Consider the following 20217-nt stretch of genomic DNA (forward strand, 5'->3'; position numbering starts at 1 on the left):
TAAACAAGTAGGTTTGGAATTTGGTGTTATTTATTTTTGCATTTTCAAATAGAGGGTCTGTTTACTTAGTGTTAACAAAAATGATTTTCTATCAACATAATTAATTGTACTTTTAACTGCTAAAATCTCAAGTAAATTAATGGGTAAAATAATTGCAATTGCAAACCAAAAAGGAGGAGTTGGTAAAACTACAACCTCTGTGAATTTAGCGGCTTCTTTAGGCGTTTTAGAGAAAAAAGTTTTACTAATAGATGCAGATCCGCAGGCTAACGCTACGTCAGGATTGGGTATTGATGTTGAAACTGTAGAACTAGGTACTTACCAATTGCTTGAACATAGTGCTACTGCAAAAGAAGCGATAATATCTACAAGTTCTCCTAATTTAGATTTAATTCCGTCACATATAGATTTAGTGGCAATCGAGATTGAATTAGTAGATGTTGAGAACCGTGAATATATGCTTAAAAAAGCTATTGAAGGTTTAAAAGAGGATTACGATTATATACTTATAGACTGCGCGCCATCTTTAGGGCTATTAACCCTTAATGCTCTTACAGCATCAGATTCTGTAATTATTCCTATTCAATGCGAATACTTTGCGTTAGAAGGTTTAGGAAAACTTTTGAATACTATAAAAAGCGTACAGAAAATTCACAATGTAAACCTTGATATTGAAGGATTGTTGTTGACCATGTACGATCAACGATTACGTCTATCAAACCAAGTGGTAGATGAAGTGAAAAAGCATTTTGATGAAATGGTTTTTGAAACAATCATTCAGCGGAATGTACGTTTAAGTGAAGCGCCAAGTTATGGTGAAAGTATAATTAGTTACGATGCATCAAGCAGAGGAGCGGATAATTATTTAAGTTTGGCGAACGAGTTAATCAAAAAAAACGAAACGGAATAAATGGCGAAGGCAACAAAAAAGCAAGCATTAGGTCGTGGTCTTTCAGCACTGTTGAAAGATCCTACCAATGATATAAAATCTGTTGAAGATAAAAATGCCGACAAAGTTGTTGGTAGTATAGTAGAGTTGGAGTTAGGTAGTATTGAGGTAAACCCCTTTCAGCCGCGAACTAGTTTTAATGAAGAATCTCTTCGTGAACTTGCTTCATCGATAAAAGAACTAGGTGTAATTCAGCCGATTACTGTTCGCAAATTAGACTTTAATAAATATCAGTTAGTAAGTGGAGAGCGTCGTTTCCGTGCGTCTAAATTAATTGGTTTAGAAACAATACCTGCCTATATTCGTATTGCAAACGACCAAGAATCTCTAGAAATGGCTTTGGTTGAAAACATCCAAAGACAAGATTTAGATCCTATTGAAATAGCACTTTCATACCAACGTTTAATTGAAGAAATAGACGTTACCCAAGAGGAATTGAGTGATAGAGTTGGAAAAAATCGATCTACTATTGCAAACTACTTGCGATTGCTTAAACTAGATCCAATAATCCAAACAGGAATGCGAGATGGTTTTATAAGTATGGGTCATGGTAGAGCATTAATTAATGTTGAAGATTTATCTGATCAACTTGATATTTATGAGAAGATTTTAGGTCAGAACTTATCGGTTCGTGAAACGGAGGCTTTAGTTAGAAGTTTCAAAAACCCTGATAAAAAAGCTACTACATCAAAACCAAGTGCGCCACCTTTTGCTAAAAAAGCAAAAAAAGAACTTACAGATCTTTTCGAAACGACTGTAGATGTCAAGGTTTCAAAGTCAGGAAAAGGGCAGTTGGTTGTGCCATTTAAAAATCAAGATGATTTCGAGCGTATTTTGAAGCTAATTAAAAGTGAAAAGTAATCTCCTAAATATTTTTTTTTTAATCTTCGCTTCTTCAGTGTTTGCGCAGACAGCTGATTCTCTTTCTGTACAGAAAGAAAAAGTAATTGTAGTGAAAGATTCACTCGAGCCTAAGGTTGAATACAATCCATTGGCTCCAGCTAAAGCTGCATTTTACTCAGCAGTAATCCCTGGATTGGGACAAGCCTACAACAAAAAATACTGGAAAATCCCTATTATCTATGCTGGAATGGCTGCCGGAGTTTATTTTTATAAGCAGCAGGACGACGACTATAATCGTTTTAGAGATGCTTATAAGCGAAGACTTGCAGGCTATACAGATGATGAATTTCAAGGAATTTCAAACGATAGACTTATAAATGCTCAAAAATCAGCACAAAGAAATAAGAGTTACAGTATTATTGTAACCCTAGGTTTCTATTTGCTTAATGTTATTGATGCAAACGTAGATGCTCATTTACAACAATATGAAGTGAGTGAAGACCTGTCATTACAACCTAGCCTAAATTACAATCAATTTAATGCAAAACCACAATACGGAATGTCGTTGACGTATCGATTTAAATAGTTGTCGTTTTATAGAGAATAGAAAATTATGAAAATAGCGTTACTCGGTTATGGTAAAATGGGAAAAACTATTGAAAGATTAGCTTTAGAAAGTGGTCATTCAATTGTTTTTAAAAGTTGGGTGGAATCTTCTGAAGGTAATATAGAAGACGCTGAGGTTGCTATTGAATTCTCTTCCCCCGAAGCGGCAGTAAGTAATATTAAAAAAGCTTTAGAAGCAGATTTACCAATAGTTTCAGGAACTACAGGTTGGTTAGAAAGTTATGATGAAATGGTAAAGTTATGCGAAAAGCGTAACGGAAGTTTTATTTATGCGTCAAACTTCAGTGTTGGAGTTAATCTTTTCTTTAGCATTAATGAATATGCGGCTAAGTTGATGGCTCAATGGAAGGAGTACGATGTGTCTGTTGAAGAAACGCATCACCTTGAAAAGAAAGATGCCCCAAGCGGAACAGCAATAACAATAGCTGAGAATATTTTAAAATACAACAGTAAAAAAGAATGGAATCTAGATTCTACTTCTGACGAAGTTTTATCAATTACCGCTAAAAGGGAAGAAGACGTAAAAGGAACCCACATAGTTTCCTATGAATCTAATATTGATACAATTTCTTTAAAACACGAAGCACATAGCCGTGAAGGATTTGCGAAGGGTGCTATTTTGGCCGCGGAATGGCTTAAAGATAAAAAAGGTGTTTTCTCAATGAAGGATGTTTTAGGATTAACAAATGCGGATTAACAGTTTTTAGATTGTAGTTGTATTAGTACAATTTCAATTAAAATTAAAATATACTATCCCTATTATTTTGCAGTATAGATTATAAGGGGTTTAAATGAATTACAATTTAACGAATTACAAATTATGAGTTGGACAGGTTGGTTTATATTATTTTTAATAGTTCAATTAATACACTTTGCAGGAACTTGGAAGCTTTATAAGGCTGCAGGTAGAAAACCTTGGGAAGCAGCAGTACCTGTTTACAATGCTGTGGTTTTAATGAAAATTATTAATCGCCCTTGGTGGTGGACTATTTTATTATTTATTCCCATTGTTAACCTGATTATGTTTCCGGTAGTTTGGGTTGAAACCTTACGCAGTTTTGGACGTAATTCTACTACGGATACAATTTTAGGGATAGTTACTCTAGGGCTTTACATATATTACATAAATTACACTCAAGATGTTACGCATATAAAGGATAGAAGCTTAAAACCGCGTACTTCAACTGGAGAGTGGGTGAGTTCTATATTATTTGCCGTTGTAGCTGCAACAGTTGTGCATACTTATGTAATGCAACCTTTCACAATTCCAACTTCATCGTTAGAAAAAACCTTATTGGTTGGTGACTTTCTTTTTGTGAGTAAGTTTCATTATGGGGCTCGAAACCCGATGACGCCTGTTGCATTTCCAATGGTGCACGATACAATTCCTGTGGTTCATAAAAAATCATATTTTTCAAAACCACAACTACCTTATTTCAGATTGCCAGGTTTTCAGAGTATAAAACGAAATGACATTGTAGTATTTAATTGGCCTGTAGATACTGTAAACGCGTTTCAGCAGTATGGTGATGGGAAATATTACTACAAGCCAATCGATAAAAAGTCGAATTACGTAAAGCGTGCTGTAGGTGTCCCTGGAGATTCTCTAGAAATTCGCGATGGTTACGTATATATTAATGGAGAGAAAAACCAACTTCCAGACCGTGCTAAAGTTCAATTTGCTTATGACGTTAAGGTAAACGGACAATTAAACCCAGAAATGCTTTATAATCGATATGATATTACCGATCGTTATGGATTCGGTAATAATACATATCGTTTTGCAGCTATTTCTGAAGAGTCTATGAATATGCTAAAAAACAACCCAAATGTGGTTGAAATTACGCGTCTTAGAAGTGAAAAAGGAGAGTGGGATCCAGGCATTTTTCCAAACGATCAAAAATATCCTTGGAATAATGATTTCTTCGGACCAATTTATATTCCTCAGAAAGGAGAAACAGTTTCTATAAATCCAGAAACTCTTCCATTCTACAAGCGTATTATAGAAGTTTATGAAGGAAGCGAAATAGGAATTGAAAATAAAATTACTCAATCAGGAACGGAAGTTCTTCTAAATGGTCAACCATTAACCGATTATACATTCAAGATGGATTACTATTGGATGATGGGGGACAACCGAAACAACAGTGAGGATGCTCGTACATGGGGTTTTGTACCTTATAATCACGTTGTAGGAAAACCAGTATTTGTATGGATGAGCTGGGATGGAATTAACAAAAAAGTACGTTGGGATAGAGTTTTCACAACAGTAGGTGGAAGTGGAAAACCAGTGTCTTATTTAATGTATTTCGTAATTGTAGTAATAGGTTGGTTCGTTTTTGATTTCTTTAGAAAGAAAAAGAAAGGAACTAAAAAGTAAAAGCAATTTAGTTCGAGCCTTTCAACTTCAATCCTTACTAATTATTGTGGAATATTAGGCTCCATTCTGATATCTAGGATGAATAAAAAAGACAAAGTCGAGATCTATCAAATTGGTCTCGACTTTGTTTTTTAAAGAGAATAGGTTTTATTTATTCAGGAATTAACCTGTAAATACCTTGTCCTTCTACTGCAATATAAATCAGTCCATCCGGACCAATCTTTACATTTCGAACTCGTCCGATATCCTGAGCTATTTTTTCTCGTTTGGTTACTTTTTCTCCATCAAGAGTTAGCAGTTCAACATATGCAAACTTCAACGAACCTACGAGTAATTTGTTTTTCCACTCAGGATATTTCTCGCTAGTAACGAATGCCATTCCGGAAGGAGCGATAGAAGGTACCCAATAGTAAATAGGTGGTTCAATTCCTTCTTTTTCAGTTTGATCTGTGATTTCTGTGCCACTGTAATTAACCCCATAGGTAACTACCATCCAACCGTAATTTGCACCCTTCTTCACAATATTAATTTCATCCCCGCCTTTTGGTCCGTGCTCGTGCATCCATATTTCTCCTGTTTCAGGGTGAATAGCCATTCCCTGTGGATTTCGATTTCCATAAGTATAAATTGCCTTTTTAGCATTTGGTTCGTTGAAAAATGGATTGTCTTCAGGTATGCTACCATCGTCTTTTAATCGGTAAACTTTACCTCCATCACGAGTAATGTCTTGCGGGTTAACTTCTCTATCTCCTCGTTCTCCTATGGTGAAATACACATAACCATCTTTATCAAATTCAATTCTAGAACCAAAATGTTGCCCTGCAGGAGAGTTAGGGCTTGCTTTATAAAGCATCTCAATATTAGTTAGCGAATCTCCATCTAGATTACAGCGCATTAAAGCAGTATGACCTCCTTTCCCTGGGCCTTCTTCAGAAGCATAAGTCATATAAATCCACCCGTTTTCATTATAATTTGGGTGTAGTTTAATGTCTAATAACCCACCTTGGCCATTTACATATACCGCAGGCATATTTGCTATTTCTATTTTCTTACCATCTTTAAAGTGTATTAATCTCCCATCTTTTTCAGTAATAAGCATACTGCCATCAGGCAACCAAGTCATTCCCCACGGAATTGAAAGGTCGCTTACAAACATTTCAGTTTTATAAGTCTGGGGTTTTGTTTTTAAGGCTATATCTTCTTTTTTTTTCTGCTGTCCACAAGATGTAAAAACGATAAGGGTCGACAAAATAACTAGGTATTTCTTCATTTTTATTTCTTTTAGCTTAAAGATACCAAAAATGAGTGTGATTTCTAAAATCTTAGGAAATTCCTTTTGGTCGAAAACCTAAACAAACCTTATCTTTAACCAAAATTTTCAAAATTATGAAAGAAAGCTATAGCGTTTCGGTGGATGAGAATTACGAATTCCAACTTGTCAAAAAAGATACCGAGAACATAGACCAAACCGAACTTTCTGGTCAAAAAATACATTTACTTCACAACAACAAATCTTTCGAAATTGAACTTTTAGAAAACGACTTCATTAATAGAAACTACAGCGTAAAAGTAAATGGTAATATTTACCGTGTTAATGTAGGAACACCTTTGGATGCGCTTATAAAAGAAATGGGGCTTTCTTTAGGAAATGATTCCTTTGAAGACGAAATCCACGCACCTATGCCGGGGATTATTTTAGAAGTTAATGTTGCTGAAGGCGATAAAGTTAAAAAAGGTGATTCCCTTTGTGTTCTTGAGGCTATGAAGATGGAGAACACTCTTACAGCTTCTCGAGATGGAATTGTAAAAACTGTAAACATCGCTAAAGGTGATACGGTAGATAAAGGAAAACTGCTAATTGAATTAGAGAAAAATGATTAAGAAAATATTAGTTGCCAATCGTGGCGAAATAGCTTTAAGAATTATGAAAACCGCCCGTAATATGGGGATCAAAACGGTTGCAGTTTATTCTGAAGCAGATAGAAATTCCCCACACGTTAAGTTTGCAGATGAAGCCGTATGCATCGGGCCACCTCCTTCAAACGAATCGTATTTATTAGGAGATAACATCATTAAAGTTGCTAAAGATTTAAACGTTGATGCTATTCACCCAGGGTATGGATTTTTAAGTGAAAACGCTGAGTTTGGAGAGAAGGTTGAAAAAAGTGGAATGATTTTTATCGGGCCAAAGCCGCACGCAATTCGTGTGATGGGAAGCAAACTTGCTGCTAAAGAAGCGGTAAAAGCTTATGATATTCCTATGGTTCCTGGTACCGATGAAGCCATTACAGATGTTGAAGCAGCCAAACAAATTGCTAGAGAAATTGGATTTCCAATTCTTATAAAAGCTTCTGCCGGTGGTGGTGGAAAAGGTATGCGAGTAGTTGAGAATGCTGAAGAATTTGAAGACCAAATGAAACGCGCTATTAGCGAAGCTGAAAATGCATTTGGCGATGGTTCTGTTTTTATTGAAAAGTTTGTTACTTCTCCACGTCATATTGAAATTCAGGTTTTAGCTGATAATTTTGGAAATACAGTTCATCTTTTTGAGCGCGATTGTAGTATTCAAAGACGTCATCAAAAAGTTGTAGAAGAAGCACCATCTTCAGTTCTTACTCCAGAATTGCGTAAAACCATGGGAGAAGCGGCTATAAAAGTTGCCAAAGCCTGTGATTACGTTGGAGCGGGAACAGTGGAATTTCTTTTAGATGAAAATCTAAATTTCTACTTCCTTGAGATGAATACCCGCCTACAAGTGGAGCATCCAGTTACCGAATTAATTACTGGTCTCGACTTAGTCGAACAGCAAATTAATGTAGCTAATAACGAAAAGCTTGCTTTTTCGCAGGAGGATATAAAAATTAAGGGACACGCTTTTGAAGTTCGTGTTTATGCCGAAGATCCACTTAATAATTTTATGCCGAGTGTTGGAAAACTAGAAGTTTACCGACCACCAAGTGGTGAGAATATTCGTGTGGATGATGGTTTTACAGAAGGTATGCAAGTGCCAATTCAGTACGATCCTATGCTATCCAAGCTTATTACTTACGGAAAAACAAGAAACGCTGCAATGCAACGTATGCTTGAAGCAATCGCTAATTACGATGTTCAAGGTGTGAGTACCACACTTCCGTTTGGAAAATTTGTTTTTGAACACGAGGCTTTCCGTAGTGGAAATTTCGATACTAATTTTGTAAAGAAATACTATTCCGAAGACAAGCTTAAGGCTATTAATGAAGAAGAGGCAAAAGTGGCGGCACTATTTGCATTAAAACAATATTTTAAAGATTCAGAAAAACTTCAATTACCGAAGTAATGTCTCTGCGTCCTCTGCGCCTCTGCGGTAAAAAAATACCGTGAAGCCCCAGATTTCGCATAGATGTCAATTACAAAAATTATGAGCGACAATAATAAAAAACTGCAAGAATTCATAGCTGAAGCCAAGATGGGTGGAGGCGAAAAGAGAATTGCAAAACAACACGAAAAGAAGAAATTAACTGCTCGCGAGCGTGTGGAATATCTTTTAGACGAAGGCTCTTTTGAAGAAATGGGCATACTCGTTACCCATAGAACCACCGATTTTGATATGCAAAAAGAAGTGTATTATGGGGATGGTGTAGTTACTGGCTACGGAGCAATTAACGGACGTTTAGTTTATGTGTTCGCACAAGATTTTACTGTTTTTGGAGGAGCTTTATCAGAAACTCACGCCGAGAAAATCTGTAAAATAATGGATCACGCGATGAGTGTTGGTGCTCCCGTTATTGGATTAAACGATTCTGGTGGAGCGCGTATTCAAGAAGGGGTTCGCTCTTTAGGTGGATATGCAGATATTTTCTACAGAAACGTTCAAGCTTCAGGAGTAATCCCTCAAATTTCTGCCATTATGGGACCATGTGCCGGGGGAGCAGTTTATTCACCAGCAATGACCGATTTCACCTTGATGGTTCAAGACAGTAGTTATATGTTTGTTACAGGTCCGAATGTTGTGAAAACTGTTACGAATGAAACTGTTACTTCAGAAGAATTAGGAGGAGCAAAAACCCACGCTACAAAAAGTGGGGTAACGCATTTTACTGCTGCAAATGATATTGTTTGTTTAGAACAGGTGAAAAATCTTTTAAGCTACCTGCCTCAAAATAATAAAACAACTCCAGAAAAACTTCCTTTTAAAGCTGCTGATGAATATCGAGATGAATTGGAAAATATAGTTCCAGATTCTTCAAATAAGCCATACGATATGCACGAGGTGATTAAGGGAATTATCGATACCGATTCTTTCTTTGAAGTGCATAAAGATTATGCCGATAATATTATTGTTGGATTTGCAAGATTAGGTGGTAGAAGTATCGGAATTGTAGCAAACCAACCAATGAGTTTGGCAGGAGTGTTAGATGTAGATAGCTCTAAAAAAGGAGCGCGATTTACACGTTTCTGCGACTGTTTTAATATACCTCTTTTAGTTTTAGTAGATGTTCCAGGCTTCCTTCCAGGAACCGATCAAGAGTGGAACGGAATTATTCTTAATGGAGCTAAACTTCTTTACGCCTTAAGTGAAGCAACAGTGCCACGTGTAACTGTTATTACCAGAAAAGCATATGGTGGAGCTTATGACGTAATGAATAGTAAGCATATTGGTGCAGATGTGAATTACGCCTGGCCAACTGCTGAAATTGCGGTAATGGGAGCAAAGGGAGCTAGTGAAATTATTTTTAGAAAAGAAATTGCAGCAGCTGAAAACCCTGAATTGAAACTTTCAGAAAAAGAAGCCGAATATGCCGAAAAGTTTGCAAACCCTTTTAAAGCTGCACAACGTGGATTTATAGATGAAGTAATTCAACCTCGTGAAACCCGTAGAAAGCTATTAAAAGCATTCACAATGTTAGAAACTAAAGATGTGGTGAGACCCAATAGAAAACACGGGAATATTCCTTTGTAGTTTTTACTATTATTTATTTAGATAGTTGATTAACAACCTTTAACTGACTTAAGTCATAGTTAAAGGTTTTTTTTCGCAGTAATTTGGAGATATAATTAAGTTAAATCTTAGAATTATGAGGAGATATTATCTTTTAATTCTGTCTGTTATTTTTTTATTCTCGACCCCCACCATTGCGCAGGAGAAATGGGCTGTTGAGTTCAGACCTGGTTTAAATTTCCCTACGAGTGATGTAGGTGATACTGATGCAGATATCGGGTATGGATTTGAGATAACAGGCGCATATAAAATTATGCCTCACTTGGCTTTTTATGCAGGTTGGGGCTTTAATCAATTTAGAGGTGATGATGTTTTTACCCACGAGGACATTACTTTGTTAGAAAAAGGGTTCACTTTTGGATTTCAAATTAATCGTCCAATTGGTACCTCTTCATTTTCTTATTTGGCGAGAGCTGGTGCTATTTACAATCGCATAGAATTAGAAAATATCGCGGGTGATATAACTGCAGATACAGAATATGGCTTTGGGTGGCAACTTGCGGTAGGGATAGATTATGAGCTGGCTTCTAAAATTTCATTGCGACCAATGTTAAGATATCGTTCTCTTTCAACAGATATAGAAATTGAAAATGTTTCAACGGAAACGAAACTTAACTATTTCTCTTTTGGAATTGGTTTGGCAAAGAAGTTTTGATTGACTAAAATAATTGCGCATAGTTTAATTGCCTTTCCACCACCTTTAATACAAATAACCTTATGGATGGAATTACCTTTACAAATTCCTTCACGATTATTAACTGTCTTGGTTAAATTTGATCTTCATATTTATTGGATATTCTTTTCTCCTTTCTGATATTTACAAAAATAAAATTTAGCAATGAAAATAATCTCTTGGAATATAAACGGTGTAAGGGCGATAACTCAAAAAGATTTCTTCGAGGATATCTCCAAAATAAATCCAGATATTCTATGTCTTCAGGAAACTAAAGCTCAGGATGAGGAAGTTGCTGAGGCATTATCTCAGTTAAAGGACTATCACCAATTTTATAATTCTGCAGAAAGAAAAGGATATTCAGGCGTTACTATTTTAAGTAAAATAGAACCTATATCAGTTAGTTACGATATGGGAGTTGAAGAACACGATCAGGAAGGACGAGTAATATGCGCAGAGTTTGAAGACTTCTTTTTGGTGAATGTTTACGTTCCGAATTCTGGTCAGAAGTTAGTAAGGCTTGATTACAGACAGAAATGGGATGTAGATTTCAAAAACTATTTAAAGGCTTTAGAAAAAATAAAACCTGTGATTCTTTGTGGCGATTTAAACGTTGCACATCGTGCAATTGACCTTAAAAACGACAAGTCTAATTACAACAAAACTGCTGGATATACTCAAATAGAAATTGATGGGATGGATAACCTGCTCAACGAAGGATTTGTAGATACCTATAGACACTTTAATCCAGATACAGTTGCATATACATATTGGAGCTATCGTTTTAAAGCAAGAGAGCGTAATACTGGTTGGCGAATTGATTATTTCTTGGTAAGTAATCAATTGTTAGAAAAAGTGGAAAATGTTGAAATATTATCAGAATATTACGGTTCCGATCATTGCCCAATTAAGCTTGAAGTGAAACTGTAATTAGCTTTTAAAAAGATTTTTATTTTCTTCTAAGGCTTTTATTGTGGCGTTATATCCTAGTTCAAAAATGATGTCTGTATTGCTCATTCCGAAAACGGCAAACTCCCCAATTTCTTCAGGAGAAATAATTAAATCGCATTCTGGGAACTTTTTTATTGAATCGTAAGCAGCCCTAATTTTCAGGGCTCTATCGGCAACACTGTATGAGTATTTTAAATCTTTGATACTAATCTTTTTAAGCGAATTGATATAGACTCCAATAATCTTATCGCAGTGTTTTTTTAATGGTTCTACGGGAAAATTGTTTAGAATTCCTCCATCGATATAATATGAACCATTGATTTCTGTAGGTGTAAAAACCCCTGGGAATGAAGCAGAAGCAATTACTGGTTTTATAAGTTGCCCCTTGCTGAAAATCTTTAATTTTCCGTTTAAAACATTTGTTGCAGTAATGTATAAAGGCTTTTGTAAACTGTCAAAATTATCCCTTGGGAGATAGACGTTGAGGTCGTCATAAAACTTTTCGGTATCTAGAAATCCTGGCTTGTTAAATGCGAATCTTTTGGTGTGAAAAATAGAAGTGTTTTTAAAGAACTTTAATATCTCAGTCCAATGAACGTCGGCGGCATAAAGTGCCCCTACTATAGCGCCAATACTAGTTCCTGAAATGTGTGTTGGAAAAATTCCGTATTCTTCGAATGCTTTTAATGCTCCAATATGAGCTGCGCCTCTCGCTCCACCGCCCGATAGTACTAATCCTATGTTGTCCATCTAGTCAATTTAATTAATTTACTTAACAAAGTAATTATATTCAAAAGTAACAAAACTTGATTTAGGTCATATTAAATGAATTTTTAAATTTCTAGATTTGTAGGTATTACATTAATAATCATTTGTTTATGAAACTCATTTTAAGGTCCCTTGTTTTTCTTTTTATAATTTCTATGTTTTGGTCTTGTAATAATTCTGCAAAAGAATCAAGGGAAGGCAAAAATGAAATTTCTAAAAATCAATCCTTCGTTATTGATGATTCCGGAATAACTGTGGCTTGGACAGCTTATAAATTTACAGACAAAATAGCCGTTACAGGAACTTTTGATGATTATTCTATTAAAAAACATAGTAAATCTGGTTCTGTTGAAAATCTCTTAACCAAATTAAGAATATCGATTCCTACCCATAGTGTTGATGCGATGAATGCAATTAGAGATTTTAAACTAAGAAGTTCTTTTTTTGATGCGTTTAATACTTCAACTATCAATGGAACTATTTTAAAAGTAAATGAGTCTAAGGGCTTTGTTAGGTTAAAAATGAATAAAATCTCAAAAAATATTCCATTCACATATTCATTGGTGAATGACACAATTTCAATATTTACTAAACTAGATTTAAAAAAATGGAAAGGGGAGGAAGCACTCAGTAGAATAGAGATGGAATGTGTGGAACACCTTAAGGGGGGTGATGGTATTTCAAAACTTTGGCCAGAGATAGATGTGGAAATCAAAATACCATTAAGGAATACTAATAATTAGTAAGCTTATCGACAACTTAAAAATTTATATACTTAGTTTTTTATCATTTCTAAGTGTTCTAAACATTTCAATATGATTTAAGTCATTGTGAACGTTTGGTTTATAGGTTAAATTAGCTTGTTGCAACGAGCTAAATAACCTAAACCTTCATAGAATGAAAAATATTTTACTCCCGACAGATTTTTCTGATAACGCTTTTAACGCTATAGAATATGCAGTACAACTTTATAAAAACAAAGAGTGTACTTTTTATCTATTAAATACGTATACCCCTGTAGCCTATAGTATGGCTACATTCAATGAGGGTTATTCTTCATTATTGTTAGAAGAAATTATCAGAAAAAACTCTGAAAGTGGATTGCTAGAATTAGAAGAGAAACTAAGGGAGAAATATGATAATTCTAATCATTCCTTTAAAAGACTGTCATCATTCAATTTGTTGACCGATGAAATAAAAGCGGTTGTAAAGGATCGAAATATCGATTTAATAATTATGGGAACTAAAGGAGCTACTGGTGCAAAAGAGGTTTTCTTGGGTACAAATACAATGTTCACTATAAAAAAAGTACATTGTACTGTAATCGCTGTCCCTGAAAACTATACTTATAAGGAGCCCAAGGAAATTTTATTTCCTTCAGATTTTAAATTCTCAATGCAAAATAAAAATTTAAACTTGCTAAAGTCTATTTGCGAACTTCATAACTCTCGACTCAATATTTTAAATATATACTTGGGGCAGCCGTTGAAAAAGTCTCAAGAGGATGTGAAAAATAAATTGGGATTACTTTTTAAAAATAATCCTCACGTTTTTCACACAGCAGAAGATGTTGATTTAGTGGAAGCTGTGGAGCAATTCCAAATAAAGCAAAAAATTGATTTCTTAGTGATGATTCAAAATAAACATTCCTTTTTTGAAAACTTGCTTTTTAAGCCTGTAATTAGACAAATGGTATATCATACAAACATGCCAATGATGGTTATACCTTCAATTGAGTTTGCTAATTAATAGTTTTAATAAAGGAAATAATTCAAAAAAGGAGATAATTAATTAAATTTAGGAATTATGGATGTATCTATTTTTTTAGCGAAGTTTTGGGGTTGGTATTTAATATTCTTCTTTTTTATATTAAGCTATAACCCCAAGCGAATAAAACAAATTTTGTCATTCCTAGAAGATGAGAAATTTTCGATACTTGTTGCCTTTATTGCTATTGTAATAGGATTGCTTAATATTCTATTCCATAATATCTGGAATTCTAGCGCAACGGTAATTGTGAGTTTGATAGGTTGGATAGCTTTATTGAAAGGATTAATGCTTTTCGCATTTCCATCTTTAGCATTAAAAGCAATTGATTTCACAAGTCTTAAATTAATTCAAGTTATTTATGTTCTGTTATTTCTAATGGGCTTGTACCTATTAAATGTTGGATATGATTTAATTCAATATTAAATTTTCCCTATAATTTTCTGTCGTTATTTTATAATGCTCATACTACTGAGTAACTTTAAGAATGTAATTTAATAAATTGGTAATGCGTTCGTATTCACTTTTTACAATTTTTTTATTGTGTGTAGCAATTGTGGGTGTAGATTGGCTCACCTTTTATTGGCTGCAGTCTATTACACAACGTATTGACTCCCCATTGCTGAATACGGCTATCAATATCTTATTTTGGACATTTACTATTGGCTTAGTGTCTGCGATATTAATTCTTAAGATTAAGATGGAAACTTTGCCTGTAACAAAAAGGCAAACGTTAATATCTTCATTGTATGGTCTTACAATTTCTTCATTTACACCTAAAATATTATTCGTAATAATAATTAGCATTCTATATTTTTCAAATTATGTTTTTTCTGAAACTGAATCTTTAATAATTGTTCCTACAGTAGGGTTACTTGCAGGATTTCTTCCATTTATCGTTATTGTTTACGCTATCTTCAAAGGAGCTTATAAGTATAAAGTTTACCGTGTTGAGGTGCCACACAAAGATTTGCCTGAAACGTTCAATGATTTTAAAATTATTCACATTTCGGACCTTCATCTTGGAAGCTTCAATTATCGCTATAGAATTTTAGAAAGAGCCGTTAGAATTATAAATGAATTGGAAGCCGACATAATTTTTTTCACAGGAGACCTTGTAAATAATTACGCTTGGGAATTAAATGGATGGGATGATGTCCTAAAAAAACTCTCGGCGAAAACTGGCAAATATGCTATTTTAGGAAATCACGATTATGGCGATTATAGCAAATGGAAATCCCCAGAAGCCAAAACTGAAAATTTTAAAGAAATTAAATCTTTTTATGATAAAATAGACTTTAAACTTTTGCTGAACGAGAGTGTAATTCTTAAAAAACATAATCAAGAAATTGCAATTTCGGGAGTTGAAAATTGGGGTCTTCCACCATTCAGGCAGGATGGTGATTTATTAAAAGCGTTAAATAATGTTGAGGATATACCTTATAAAATACTTCTTTCTCACGATCCCACTCATTGGGATGAAGAGGTGATAAAATACACAGATGTGGCGCTTACACTTTCGGGACACACCCACGGAATGCAAGCAGGAATTAATATTATGGGGAAACAATGGAGTCCTATTAAATATAAATATAAACGTTGGGCTGGTTTGTACACCGTAAATAATCAACATCTATACGTCACACGTGGTTTGGGGTGGCTCGGCTTTCCAGGTAGGATGGGGATGCGTCCAGAGATTACCCTTATCACATTAAAAAAATCAGAATAATTTTTCTTAAAAGTCAGGTTTGAATATTAATGTCTGATAGAAATATCTTTTACATCTTTGTAAAAAGTCACCACTAATCTTAGCTCCATTTGAAGATTCCTCTCAAAGACATACTATTTGCGCTGTTTCAATTCCTATTGATTATAGCTTTTGCTTTCGATTTTGACGTATTATCGCTAATATTTCCAGAGATATTATTTTGGATTGGACTATTATTATTTATTTTCGGAGCCTTTATAACGGTGGTTGCCGTCCTACATCTCAATATTCATCTATCACCATTTCCTAGCCCGTTACCTGGCGCAAAACTGATAGAAACTGGAATTTATAAGTTGGTTCGTCATCCCATTTATACAGGGTTGATTTTAGCTTTTTACGGCTATGCTGTAATCACCGATTCTGGGTATAGATTGCTTATCGCTACAATACTTTTTGTGTTGTTTTATATTAAAAGTTTATATGAAGAAAAGCGGCTTATAGAAAAATTCCCGAACTACACTGATTATAAAAAACGCTCAGGTCGATTCTTTCCAGGATTATAGATTGTATTTCAGCTTGACTCCTCCAAACCAATTTCGAGGCATTCCTGGATAGTAATATCGAGGTTCGCTGTTGCCAAAGCCAGTTGCATTTATCAAAATAGAAGAAGCGTATTTTTCATTCGTAAAGTTATTGATACCGACATTCACTTCTGCAGATAAAGCCTTGGATAGCTCTTTTTTATAAGAAGTCTTAGCGTTTAGGACTGTATATTTTTCTGAATAAAGCAGGTTGGCATCATTCATAGGCATTTCGCCTATATGAAGAAAATTGGTGTTTAAAATGAAGTTGTTAAATCCAAAATTAACTCCTCCATTCACTTTTCTATCTGGTACTCCGGTGAGTTTGTTGCCAGAAAAATCACGATCACCATCTACAAAATCAATGAATTTATGATTGTTGAATTCCGCATTGATATAGGGTGAAATATAACTAGAATAGCTTAATGGTTGGAAGTATGAGAGTTGTAATTCAATTCCTTTGTGTTCTGTTTTTCCAGCATTTCTACCGATATATTGATCGTCGCCAACACGTTCTGCCACCAACAAATCGTCAATATCTAAAAGGTAGGCGTTTACTTTAAAGTATAGTTTTCTTTTTAAAAGAAATACTTCACTTCCTACTTCGTAATTAAATCCTTTTTCAGGTCCGAGTTCTGGGTTGATAACACCTTCAGGAGTTAGGGTTTCTTCGATGGAAGGATAATTAAATCCGCGACTGAAATTAAAATAAGCACTTAGGTTTTCACTAAATTGATAAAGCAGATTTATATTCGGCGCAAAAATTGGATCGAAGTCTCGGTCTGCACTTTTATTGGCCTCACCTAAATTAAATTCATCATTAAAACTGTAATTTGTTTTATTAAAATTTAATCCAAACTGTCCCTTAAATTTTTCAGTAAAGGGAATAATTACAGTGGCAAAAATGTTTAGGTTATCTCTTTTTTCAACATTATCACTTAATAAACTGCCTTCTAAGCTTCCATTGCCATTGTTGTCTTCGTAAAGGTTTTCAATGGTCTTCCAGTTGTATTGATCCTTATAAAATTCACCTCCAAAAGTTAGATTTGCTTTGCTTTCCAAGAAACGAAAATCTTTATTGAACACTGTTCTTCCTCCAAAACCATTGGTAAATTCATCTAAAATGTTAAAAGGCCTTGGCTCATAATGATCGATATAATTGTAAAATACACTAGTGCTATTAGTAAAGTTATCCGAAAAATGATGCGTAAAACTTAAACCGGTTAATAGAATTTTATTGTCTTCATACCCTTGTGCCTTTTCCCAAGTAAATGCAGCTTGTGTGGGGTCTTCTTCAAAAGCAGTTTTGCCAATTGAACTAGGTATTTGCGCGTTATAGTCGATATAATTTACTAAAATTGAAACTTCATTTTTGGTATTTAATATATAGTTGGTAGTCAATAGTATTCCATTTCTATTGTATTTATTGTTTTCTCTAAAACCATTCGTTTCGAGATGATCGTAATTGACATTCAACGAAAACTTTTCTGTGGAGGTAGCAGCGCTCACATTATTCTTTATTAAGCCATAGGAACCAAAACTCAGGTTTGATTTTAGAAATGTTTCTCCTACAACAGCTTGTTTTGAATTTAATAAAAGCGTTCCCCCTAGATTGGTACCATATTGAGTAGCCTTTGGCCCTTTTATAATCTCTAGCGTTTGTAAATCTTCTGGGTCAAACATATCAATGGTAGTTTCCCCAACACCGTTAGTAATAGGTATTCCATTAAAATACGCACGAATTTTATTACTGCCATAAAGTGTCCGTGACCCAACTCCGCGAATAGTAATTCTATTGATATTTAGCGCACCACTTTGGATAAATACCCCAGGCGTTTCATTGATCACCGAAATAAACTCAGTAGGACTATACGCATCGAATTTCTCTGTCTTTATTTTTCCAGTTGGGATTATTATTTCTGCTGATGGCGAGGTTTGCTTTTGGGTAGTTGTAGTTAAGACAATCTCATCCAAGTTTTCCGATTTTGAAAGTGGAGATAGCTTAAAAGTAGAGTTGTTTTCTGAAATTGTAATTATACTAATATAATATTTAGGATGTTCCAATCTTAACTTAATAGGAAGCTGATAATTTTTTGGAAGACTAAAATTCCCTTCGTTATTAGTTTCCGTAAGCTTTTTAGTATTCAAGAATACAGACACCCCACCAATAGGTTTATTAGTATCGGAGTAAACAGTGCCTTGAATCTCTTGTGCATTTATTGTGTTGGAAAGAATGGCCAAGAAAAAAAATGCTATTGAGATAATAGAAAATGATAGGCTTGAATAGCGAGACTTAAAAAATGGGGAGAGTAAATAGGTGTTATTCATATTTAGTGCTTCGAATCTATTTAAAAATAAGCAATAAGAAGAGAACTGGCTAATAGAAGCAGAAAGTTTACCGAATTTTTAAATCAGTTGTTTTTATTTAATTTAAAAGAATAACAATATGTTAAGAGAAAGCTTTAAGGTTATACAATATCTTCAATGGCACCTACTACTATTCAATATTGAATAGTTTAAATCATAAAAAATGAAAAGGTCTATCTCACTTTTAGCTTTACTTTTAGTTCAGTTTTCTGTCTTTTCACAAGAGGAAAAACCATTACCTGAACCTTTTCAAACAAAATCGGTTTCCAACTATTCTAATGTTATAGGATGGAAAGATGGTGAAACTCCTAAAGGCCCTGAAGGTTTTAAGGTTACGAAATATGCTGATGGTTTTGAAAATCCACGTTGGATGTATGTATTACCCAATGGCGATGTTTTAGTAGCTGAAAGCAATAGTAATTATAGTCTTTTAAAACGAATAGGTGCCGCGATTATTGGTGCAGGAGGGTCGAACAATTTAAAACCCAGTGCCGATAGAATTACATTACTTCGAGATACAAATAATGATGGACTCCCTGATTTTAGAGAAATATTACTAACCAAAAAAGAAGGTTTAAATCAGCCCTTTGGAATGCTAGTAATAGGGGATTGTTTATATGTAGCAAATACCGACGCACTATTGAGCTTTCCTTATAAAACAGGACAGACAAAAATTAAGACGAAAGGGCAAAAAGTTGTAGACCTACCGGCTGGGAAAGTGAATCAGCATTGGACTCGTAATATTATAGCTAATGAAGATAATTCTAAAATTTATATAGCAGTAGGTAGTGGTGATAATATTGGTGAAAAAGGAATGGAGCATGAGGTGATGAAGGCTAATATATTAGTTGTGAATTCCGACGGTAGCAATCTTAGTGTATTCGCTTCAGGGCTTAGAAATCCGGTAGGAATGGATTGGGAACCTACAACTCAGACTCTTTGGACTACTGTAAACGAACGGGATGGCTTAGGGGATAATTTAGTGCCAGATTATTTAACTTCTGTTCAGGAAGATGGGTATTACGGTTGGCCTTATTCATACTAGGGAAACAATTTTGATCCTAGGATGCCGGTACCACCCAATGTTAGACTAAAATCTGCTATAGTTCCAGATATAGATCTTGGTTCACATACTGCTTCTTTGGGGTTAGTGTTTTATACGGCAGATACATTTCCAGAGAAATACAAAAACGGAGCATTTGTAGTCCAACACGGCTCTTGGAATAGAGATATACTTTCAGGATATAAGGTGATTTTCATTCCATTTAAAAATGGAAAGCCTTCAGGAAAAGCTGAGGATTTTTTAACAGGTTTTATAGTTGACCCAAAAAAAGATGAGGTGCGCGGCAGACCTGTAGGAGCAGTTGTTTTAGCAGATGGATCAATGTTGATTACAGACGATAAAACCCATCATATATGGAGGGTTAGATATACAGGGAAATAGCTTGCGAGTAAGAAATATTTAATTGTAAAGACGATAAGGTTCAGGAATTCAAAATTTAAAACAGATTCAGCTAAAACTCTCGAAATCTTTAATTTACGTAATTATGCGAAATTAGAGTATTTCAATATTTTAAAATTGCTCGTATTCTGTTGTAATAAATTATTATGTTAGCGGGTAAATT

The 20217-nt window shown here is 34.6% G+C and carries 20 protein-coding genes; 17 read left to right on the forward strand and 3 right to left on the reverse strand.

Features of this window, described 5'->3' with window-relative positions; translation table 11 throughout:
- Positions 1-139: 139 nt before the first annotated feature.
- The 5 genes from K8344_RS07680 (at position 140) to lepB (ending at position 4799) form a co-directional block, all read left to right on the forward strand.
- On the forward strand, positions 140-910 hold the full coding sequence (locus K8344_RS07680; protein ID WP_237608152.1) for a ParA family protein: 771 nt from the start codon (positions 140-142) through the stop codon (positions 908-910).
- Positions 911-1810: a ParB/RepB/Spo0J family partition protein gene (locus tag K8344_RS07685; protein ID WP_237608153.1), complete on the forward strand. Its 900-nt coding sequence runs from the start codon at positions 911-913 to the stop codon at positions 1808-1810. It begins immediately after the preceding gene.
- A gap of 91 nt (positions 1811-1901) precedes the next feature.
- Positions 1902-2378 (forward strand): DUF5683 domain-containing protein, encoded by a 477-nt coding sequence (locus K8344_RS07690; protein WP_420908349.1) that lies wholly within the window; start codon positions 1902-1904, stop codon positions 2376-2378.
- Between the two features lie 27 nt (positions 2379-2405).
- The gene (gene dapB / locus K8344_RS07695) at positions 2406-3116 is read left to right on the forward strand and encodes a 4-hydroxy-tetrahydrodipicolinate reductase (RefSeq protein WP_237608155.1); all 711 of its coding nucleotides are present in this window, start codon (positions 2406-2408) and stop codon (positions 3114-3116) included.
- Positions 3117-3239: 123 nt separating this feature from the next.
- Positions 3240-4799: a signal peptidase I gene (gene lepB / locus K8344_RS07700; protein ID WP_237608156.1), complete on the forward strand. Its 1560-nt coding sequence runs from the start codon at positions 3240-3242 to the stop codon at positions 4797-4799.
- A gap of 151 nt (positions 4800-4950) precedes the next feature.
- Here lepB and K8344_RS07705 read toward each other — a convergent pair whose 3' ends face one another.
- Complete coding sequence (locus K8344_RS07705; protein ID WP_237608157.1) at positions 4951-6069, reverse strand: PQQ-dependent sugar dehydrogenase; 1119 nt, start codon at positions 6067-6069, stop codon at positions 4951-4953.
- Positions 6070-6185: 116 nt separating this feature from the next.
- Here K8344_RS07705 and K8344_RS07710 point away from each other — a divergent pair, with 116 nt between their 5' ends.
- From K8344_RS07710 to K8344_RS07730, 5 genes are all read left to right on the forward strand, one after another.
- On the forward strand, positions 6186-6680 hold the full coding sequence (locus K8344_RS07710) for a biotin/lipoyl-containing protein (RefSeq protein ID WP_237608158.1): 495 nt from the start codon (positions 6186-6188) through the stop codon (positions 6678-6680).
- Positions 6676-8115 carry an acetyl-CoA carboxylase biotin carboxylase subunit gene (accC, locus tag K8344_RS07715; protein WP_237608262.1) on the forward strand — a complete coding sequence of 480 codons (1440 nt, stop codon included), beginning with the start codon at positions 6676-6678 and terminating at the stop codon, positions 8113-8115. The genes K8344_RS07710 and accC overlap by 5 nt, the downstream gene beginning before the upstream one ends.
- A gap of 81 nt (positions 8116-8196) precedes the next feature.
- The gene (locus K8344_RS07720) at positions 8197-9738 is read left to right on the forward strand and encodes an acyl-CoA carboxylase subunit beta (protein WP_237608159.1); all 1542 of its coding nucleotides are present in this window, start codon (positions 8197-8199) and stop codon (positions 9736-9738) included.
- Between the two features lie 115 nt (positions 9739-9853).
- On the forward strand, positions 9854-10432 hold the full coding sequence (locus K8344_RS07725) for a porin family protein (RefSeq protein WP_237608160.1): 579 nt from the start codon (positions 9854-9856) through the stop codon (positions 10430-10432).
- A 183-nt stretch (positions 10433-10615) separates the two neighbouring features.
- Positions 10616-11380, forward strand: a complete 765-nt coding sequence (locus tag K8344_RS07730; RefSeq protein WP_237608161.1) for an exodeoxyribonuclease III — start codon at positions 10616-10618, stop codon at positions 11378-11380.
- On the opposite strand, the gene K8344_RS07735 is transcribed toward K8344_RS07730, so the two are convergent.
- Positions 11381-12151, reverse strand: a complete 771-nt coding sequence (locus K8344_RS07735) for a patatin-like phospholipase family protein (protein ID WP_237608162.1) — start codon at positions 12149-12151, stop codon at positions 11381-11383. It lies immediately after the preceding gene.
- Between the two features lie 128 nt (positions 12152-12279).
- On the opposite strand from K8344_RS07735, the gene K8344_RS07740 reads away from it, so the two are divergent.
- The 5 genes from K8344_RS07740 (at position 12280) to K8344_RS07760 (ending at position 16207) form a co-directional block, all read left to right on the forward strand.
- Positions 12280-12912, forward strand: a complete 633-nt coding sequence (locus K8344_RS07740) for a YceI family protein (protein WP_237608163.1) — start codon at positions 12280-12282, stop codon at positions 12910-12912.
- A gap of 154 nt (positions 12913-13066) precedes the next feature.
- Complete coding sequence (locus K8344_RS07745) at positions 13067-13918, forward strand: universal stress protein (RefSeq protein ID WP_237608164.1); 852 nt, start codon at positions 13067-13069, stop codon at positions 13916-13918.
- Between the two features lie 57 nt (positions 13919-13975).
- Entirely contained in the window at positions 13976-14362 is a 387-nt protein-coding gene (locus tag K8344_RS07750) for a hypothetical protein (RefSeq protein WP_237608165.1), read from the forward strand.
- 82 nt (positions 14363-14444) lie between these two features.
- A complete protein-coding gene (locus K8344_RS07755) occupies positions 14445-15665 on the forward strand; it encodes a metallophosphoesterase (RefSeq protein ID WP_237608166.1) in 1221 nt (406 codons plus the stop codon).
- An 89-nt stretch (positions 15666-15754) separates the two neighbouring features.
- Complete coding sequence (locus K8344_RS07760) at positions 15755-16207, forward strand: methyltransferase family protein (protein ID WP_237608167.1); 453 nt, start codon at positions 15755-15757, stop codon at positions 16205-16207.
- Here the strand turns inward: K8344_RS07760 and K8344_RS07765 are convergent.
- The gene (locus K8344_RS07765) at positions 16202-18553 is read right to left on the reverse strand and encodes a TonB-dependent receptor domain-containing protein (RefSeq protein ID WP_237608168.1); all 2352 of its coding nucleotides are present in this window, start codon (positions 18551-18553) and stop codon (positions 16202-16204) included. The two genes, K8344_RS07760 and K8344_RS07765, sit on opposite strands and share 6 nt — an antisense overlap.
- A gap of 202 nt (positions 18554-18755) precedes the next feature.
- On the opposite strand from K8344_RS07765, the gene K8344_RS07770 reads away from it, so the two are divergent.
- On the forward strand, positions 18756-19637 hold the full coding sequence (locus K8344_RS07770) for a PQQ-dependent sugar dehydrogenase (RefSeq protein WP_338144594.1): 882 nt from the start codon (positions 18756-18758) through the stop codon (positions 19635-19637).
- A gap of 21 nt (positions 19638-19658) precedes the next feature.
- A complete protein-coding gene (locus K8344_RS14250; protein ID WP_338144595.1) occupies positions 19659-20036 on the forward strand; it encodes a PQQ-dependent sugar dehydrogenase in 378 nt (125 codons plus the stop codon).
- Positions 20037-20217: the final 181 nt, after the last annotated feature.

It is taken from the genome of Aequorivita xiaoshiensis (genome assembly GCF_022008395.1).
GTDB lineage: Bacteria > Bacteroidota > Bacteroidia > Flavobacteriales > Flavobacteriaceae > Aequorivita > Aequorivita xiaoshiensis.

Excerpts from the sequence above, each read along its gene's own strand:
- K8344_RS07680 (WP_237608152.1), top strand. The coding sequence starts at position 140 with ATGGGTAAAATAATTGCAATTGCAAACCAAAAAGGAGGAGTTGGTAAA.
- K8344_RS07685 (WP_237608153.1), top strand. The coding sequence starts at position 911 with ATGGCGAAGGCAACAAAAAAGCAAGCATTAGGTCGTGGTCTTTCAGCA.
- dapB (WP_237608155.1), top strand. The coding sequence starts at position 2,406 with ATGAAAATAGCGTTACTCGGTTATGGTAAAATGGGAAAAACTATTGAA.
- lepB (WP_237608156.1), top strand. The coding sequence starts at position 3,240 with ATGAGTTGGACAGGTTGGTTTATATTATTTTTAATAGTTCAATTAATA.
- K8344_RS07705 (WP_237608157.1), bottom strand. The coding sequence starts at position 6,069 with ATGAAGAAATACCTAGTTATTTTGTCGACCCTTATCGTTTTTACATCT.
- K8344_RS07710 (WP_237608158.1), top strand. The coding sequence starts at position 6,186 with ATGAAAGAAAGCTATAGCGTTTCGGTGGATGAGAATTACGAATTCCAA.
- K8344_RS07720 (WP_237608159.1), top strand. The coding sequence starts at position 8,197 with ATGAGCGACAATAATAAAAAACTGCAAGAATTCATAGCTGAAGCCAAG.
- K8344_RS07725 (WP_237608160.1), top strand. The coding sequence starts at position 9,854 with ATGAGGAGATATTATCTTTTAATTCTGTCTGTTATTTTTTTATTCTCG.
- K8344_RS07730 (WP_237608161.1), top strand. The coding sequence starts at position 10,616 with ATGAAAATAATCTCTTGGAATATAAACGGTGTAAGGGCGATAACTCAA.
- K8344_RS07735 (WP_237608162.1), bottom strand. The coding sequence starts at position 12,151 with ATGGACAACATAGGATTAGTACTATCGGGCGGTGGAGCGAGAGGCGCA.
- K8344_RS07740 (WP_237608163.1), top strand. The coding sequence starts at position 12,280 with ATGAAACTCATTTTAAGGTCCCTTGTTTTTCTTTTTATAATTTCTATG.
- K8344_RS07745 (WP_237608164.1), top strand. The coding sequence starts at position 13,067 with ATGAAAAATATTTTACTCCCGACAGATTTTTCTGATAACGCTTTTAAC.
- K8344_RS07750 (WP_237608165.1), top strand. The coding sequence starts at position 13,976 with ATGGATGTATCTATTTTTTTAGCGAAGTTTTGGGGTTGGTATTTAATA.
- K8344_RS07755 (WP_237608166.1), top strand. The coding sequence starts at position 14,445 with ATGCGTTCGTATTCACTTTTTACAATTTTTTTATTGTGTGTAGCAATT.
- K8344_RS07765 (WP_237608168.1), bottom strand. The coding sequence starts at position 18,553 with ATGAATAACACCTATTTACTCTCCCCATTTTTTAAGTCTCGCTATTCA.
- K8344_RS07770 (WP_338144594.1), top strand. The coding sequence starts at position 18,756 with ATGAAAAGGTCTATCTCACTTTTAGCTTTACTTTTAGTTCAGTTTTCT.
- K8344_RS14250 (WP_338144595.1), top strand. The coding sequence starts at position 19,659 with ATGCCGGTACCACCCAATGTTAGACTAAAATCTGCTATAGTTCCAGAT.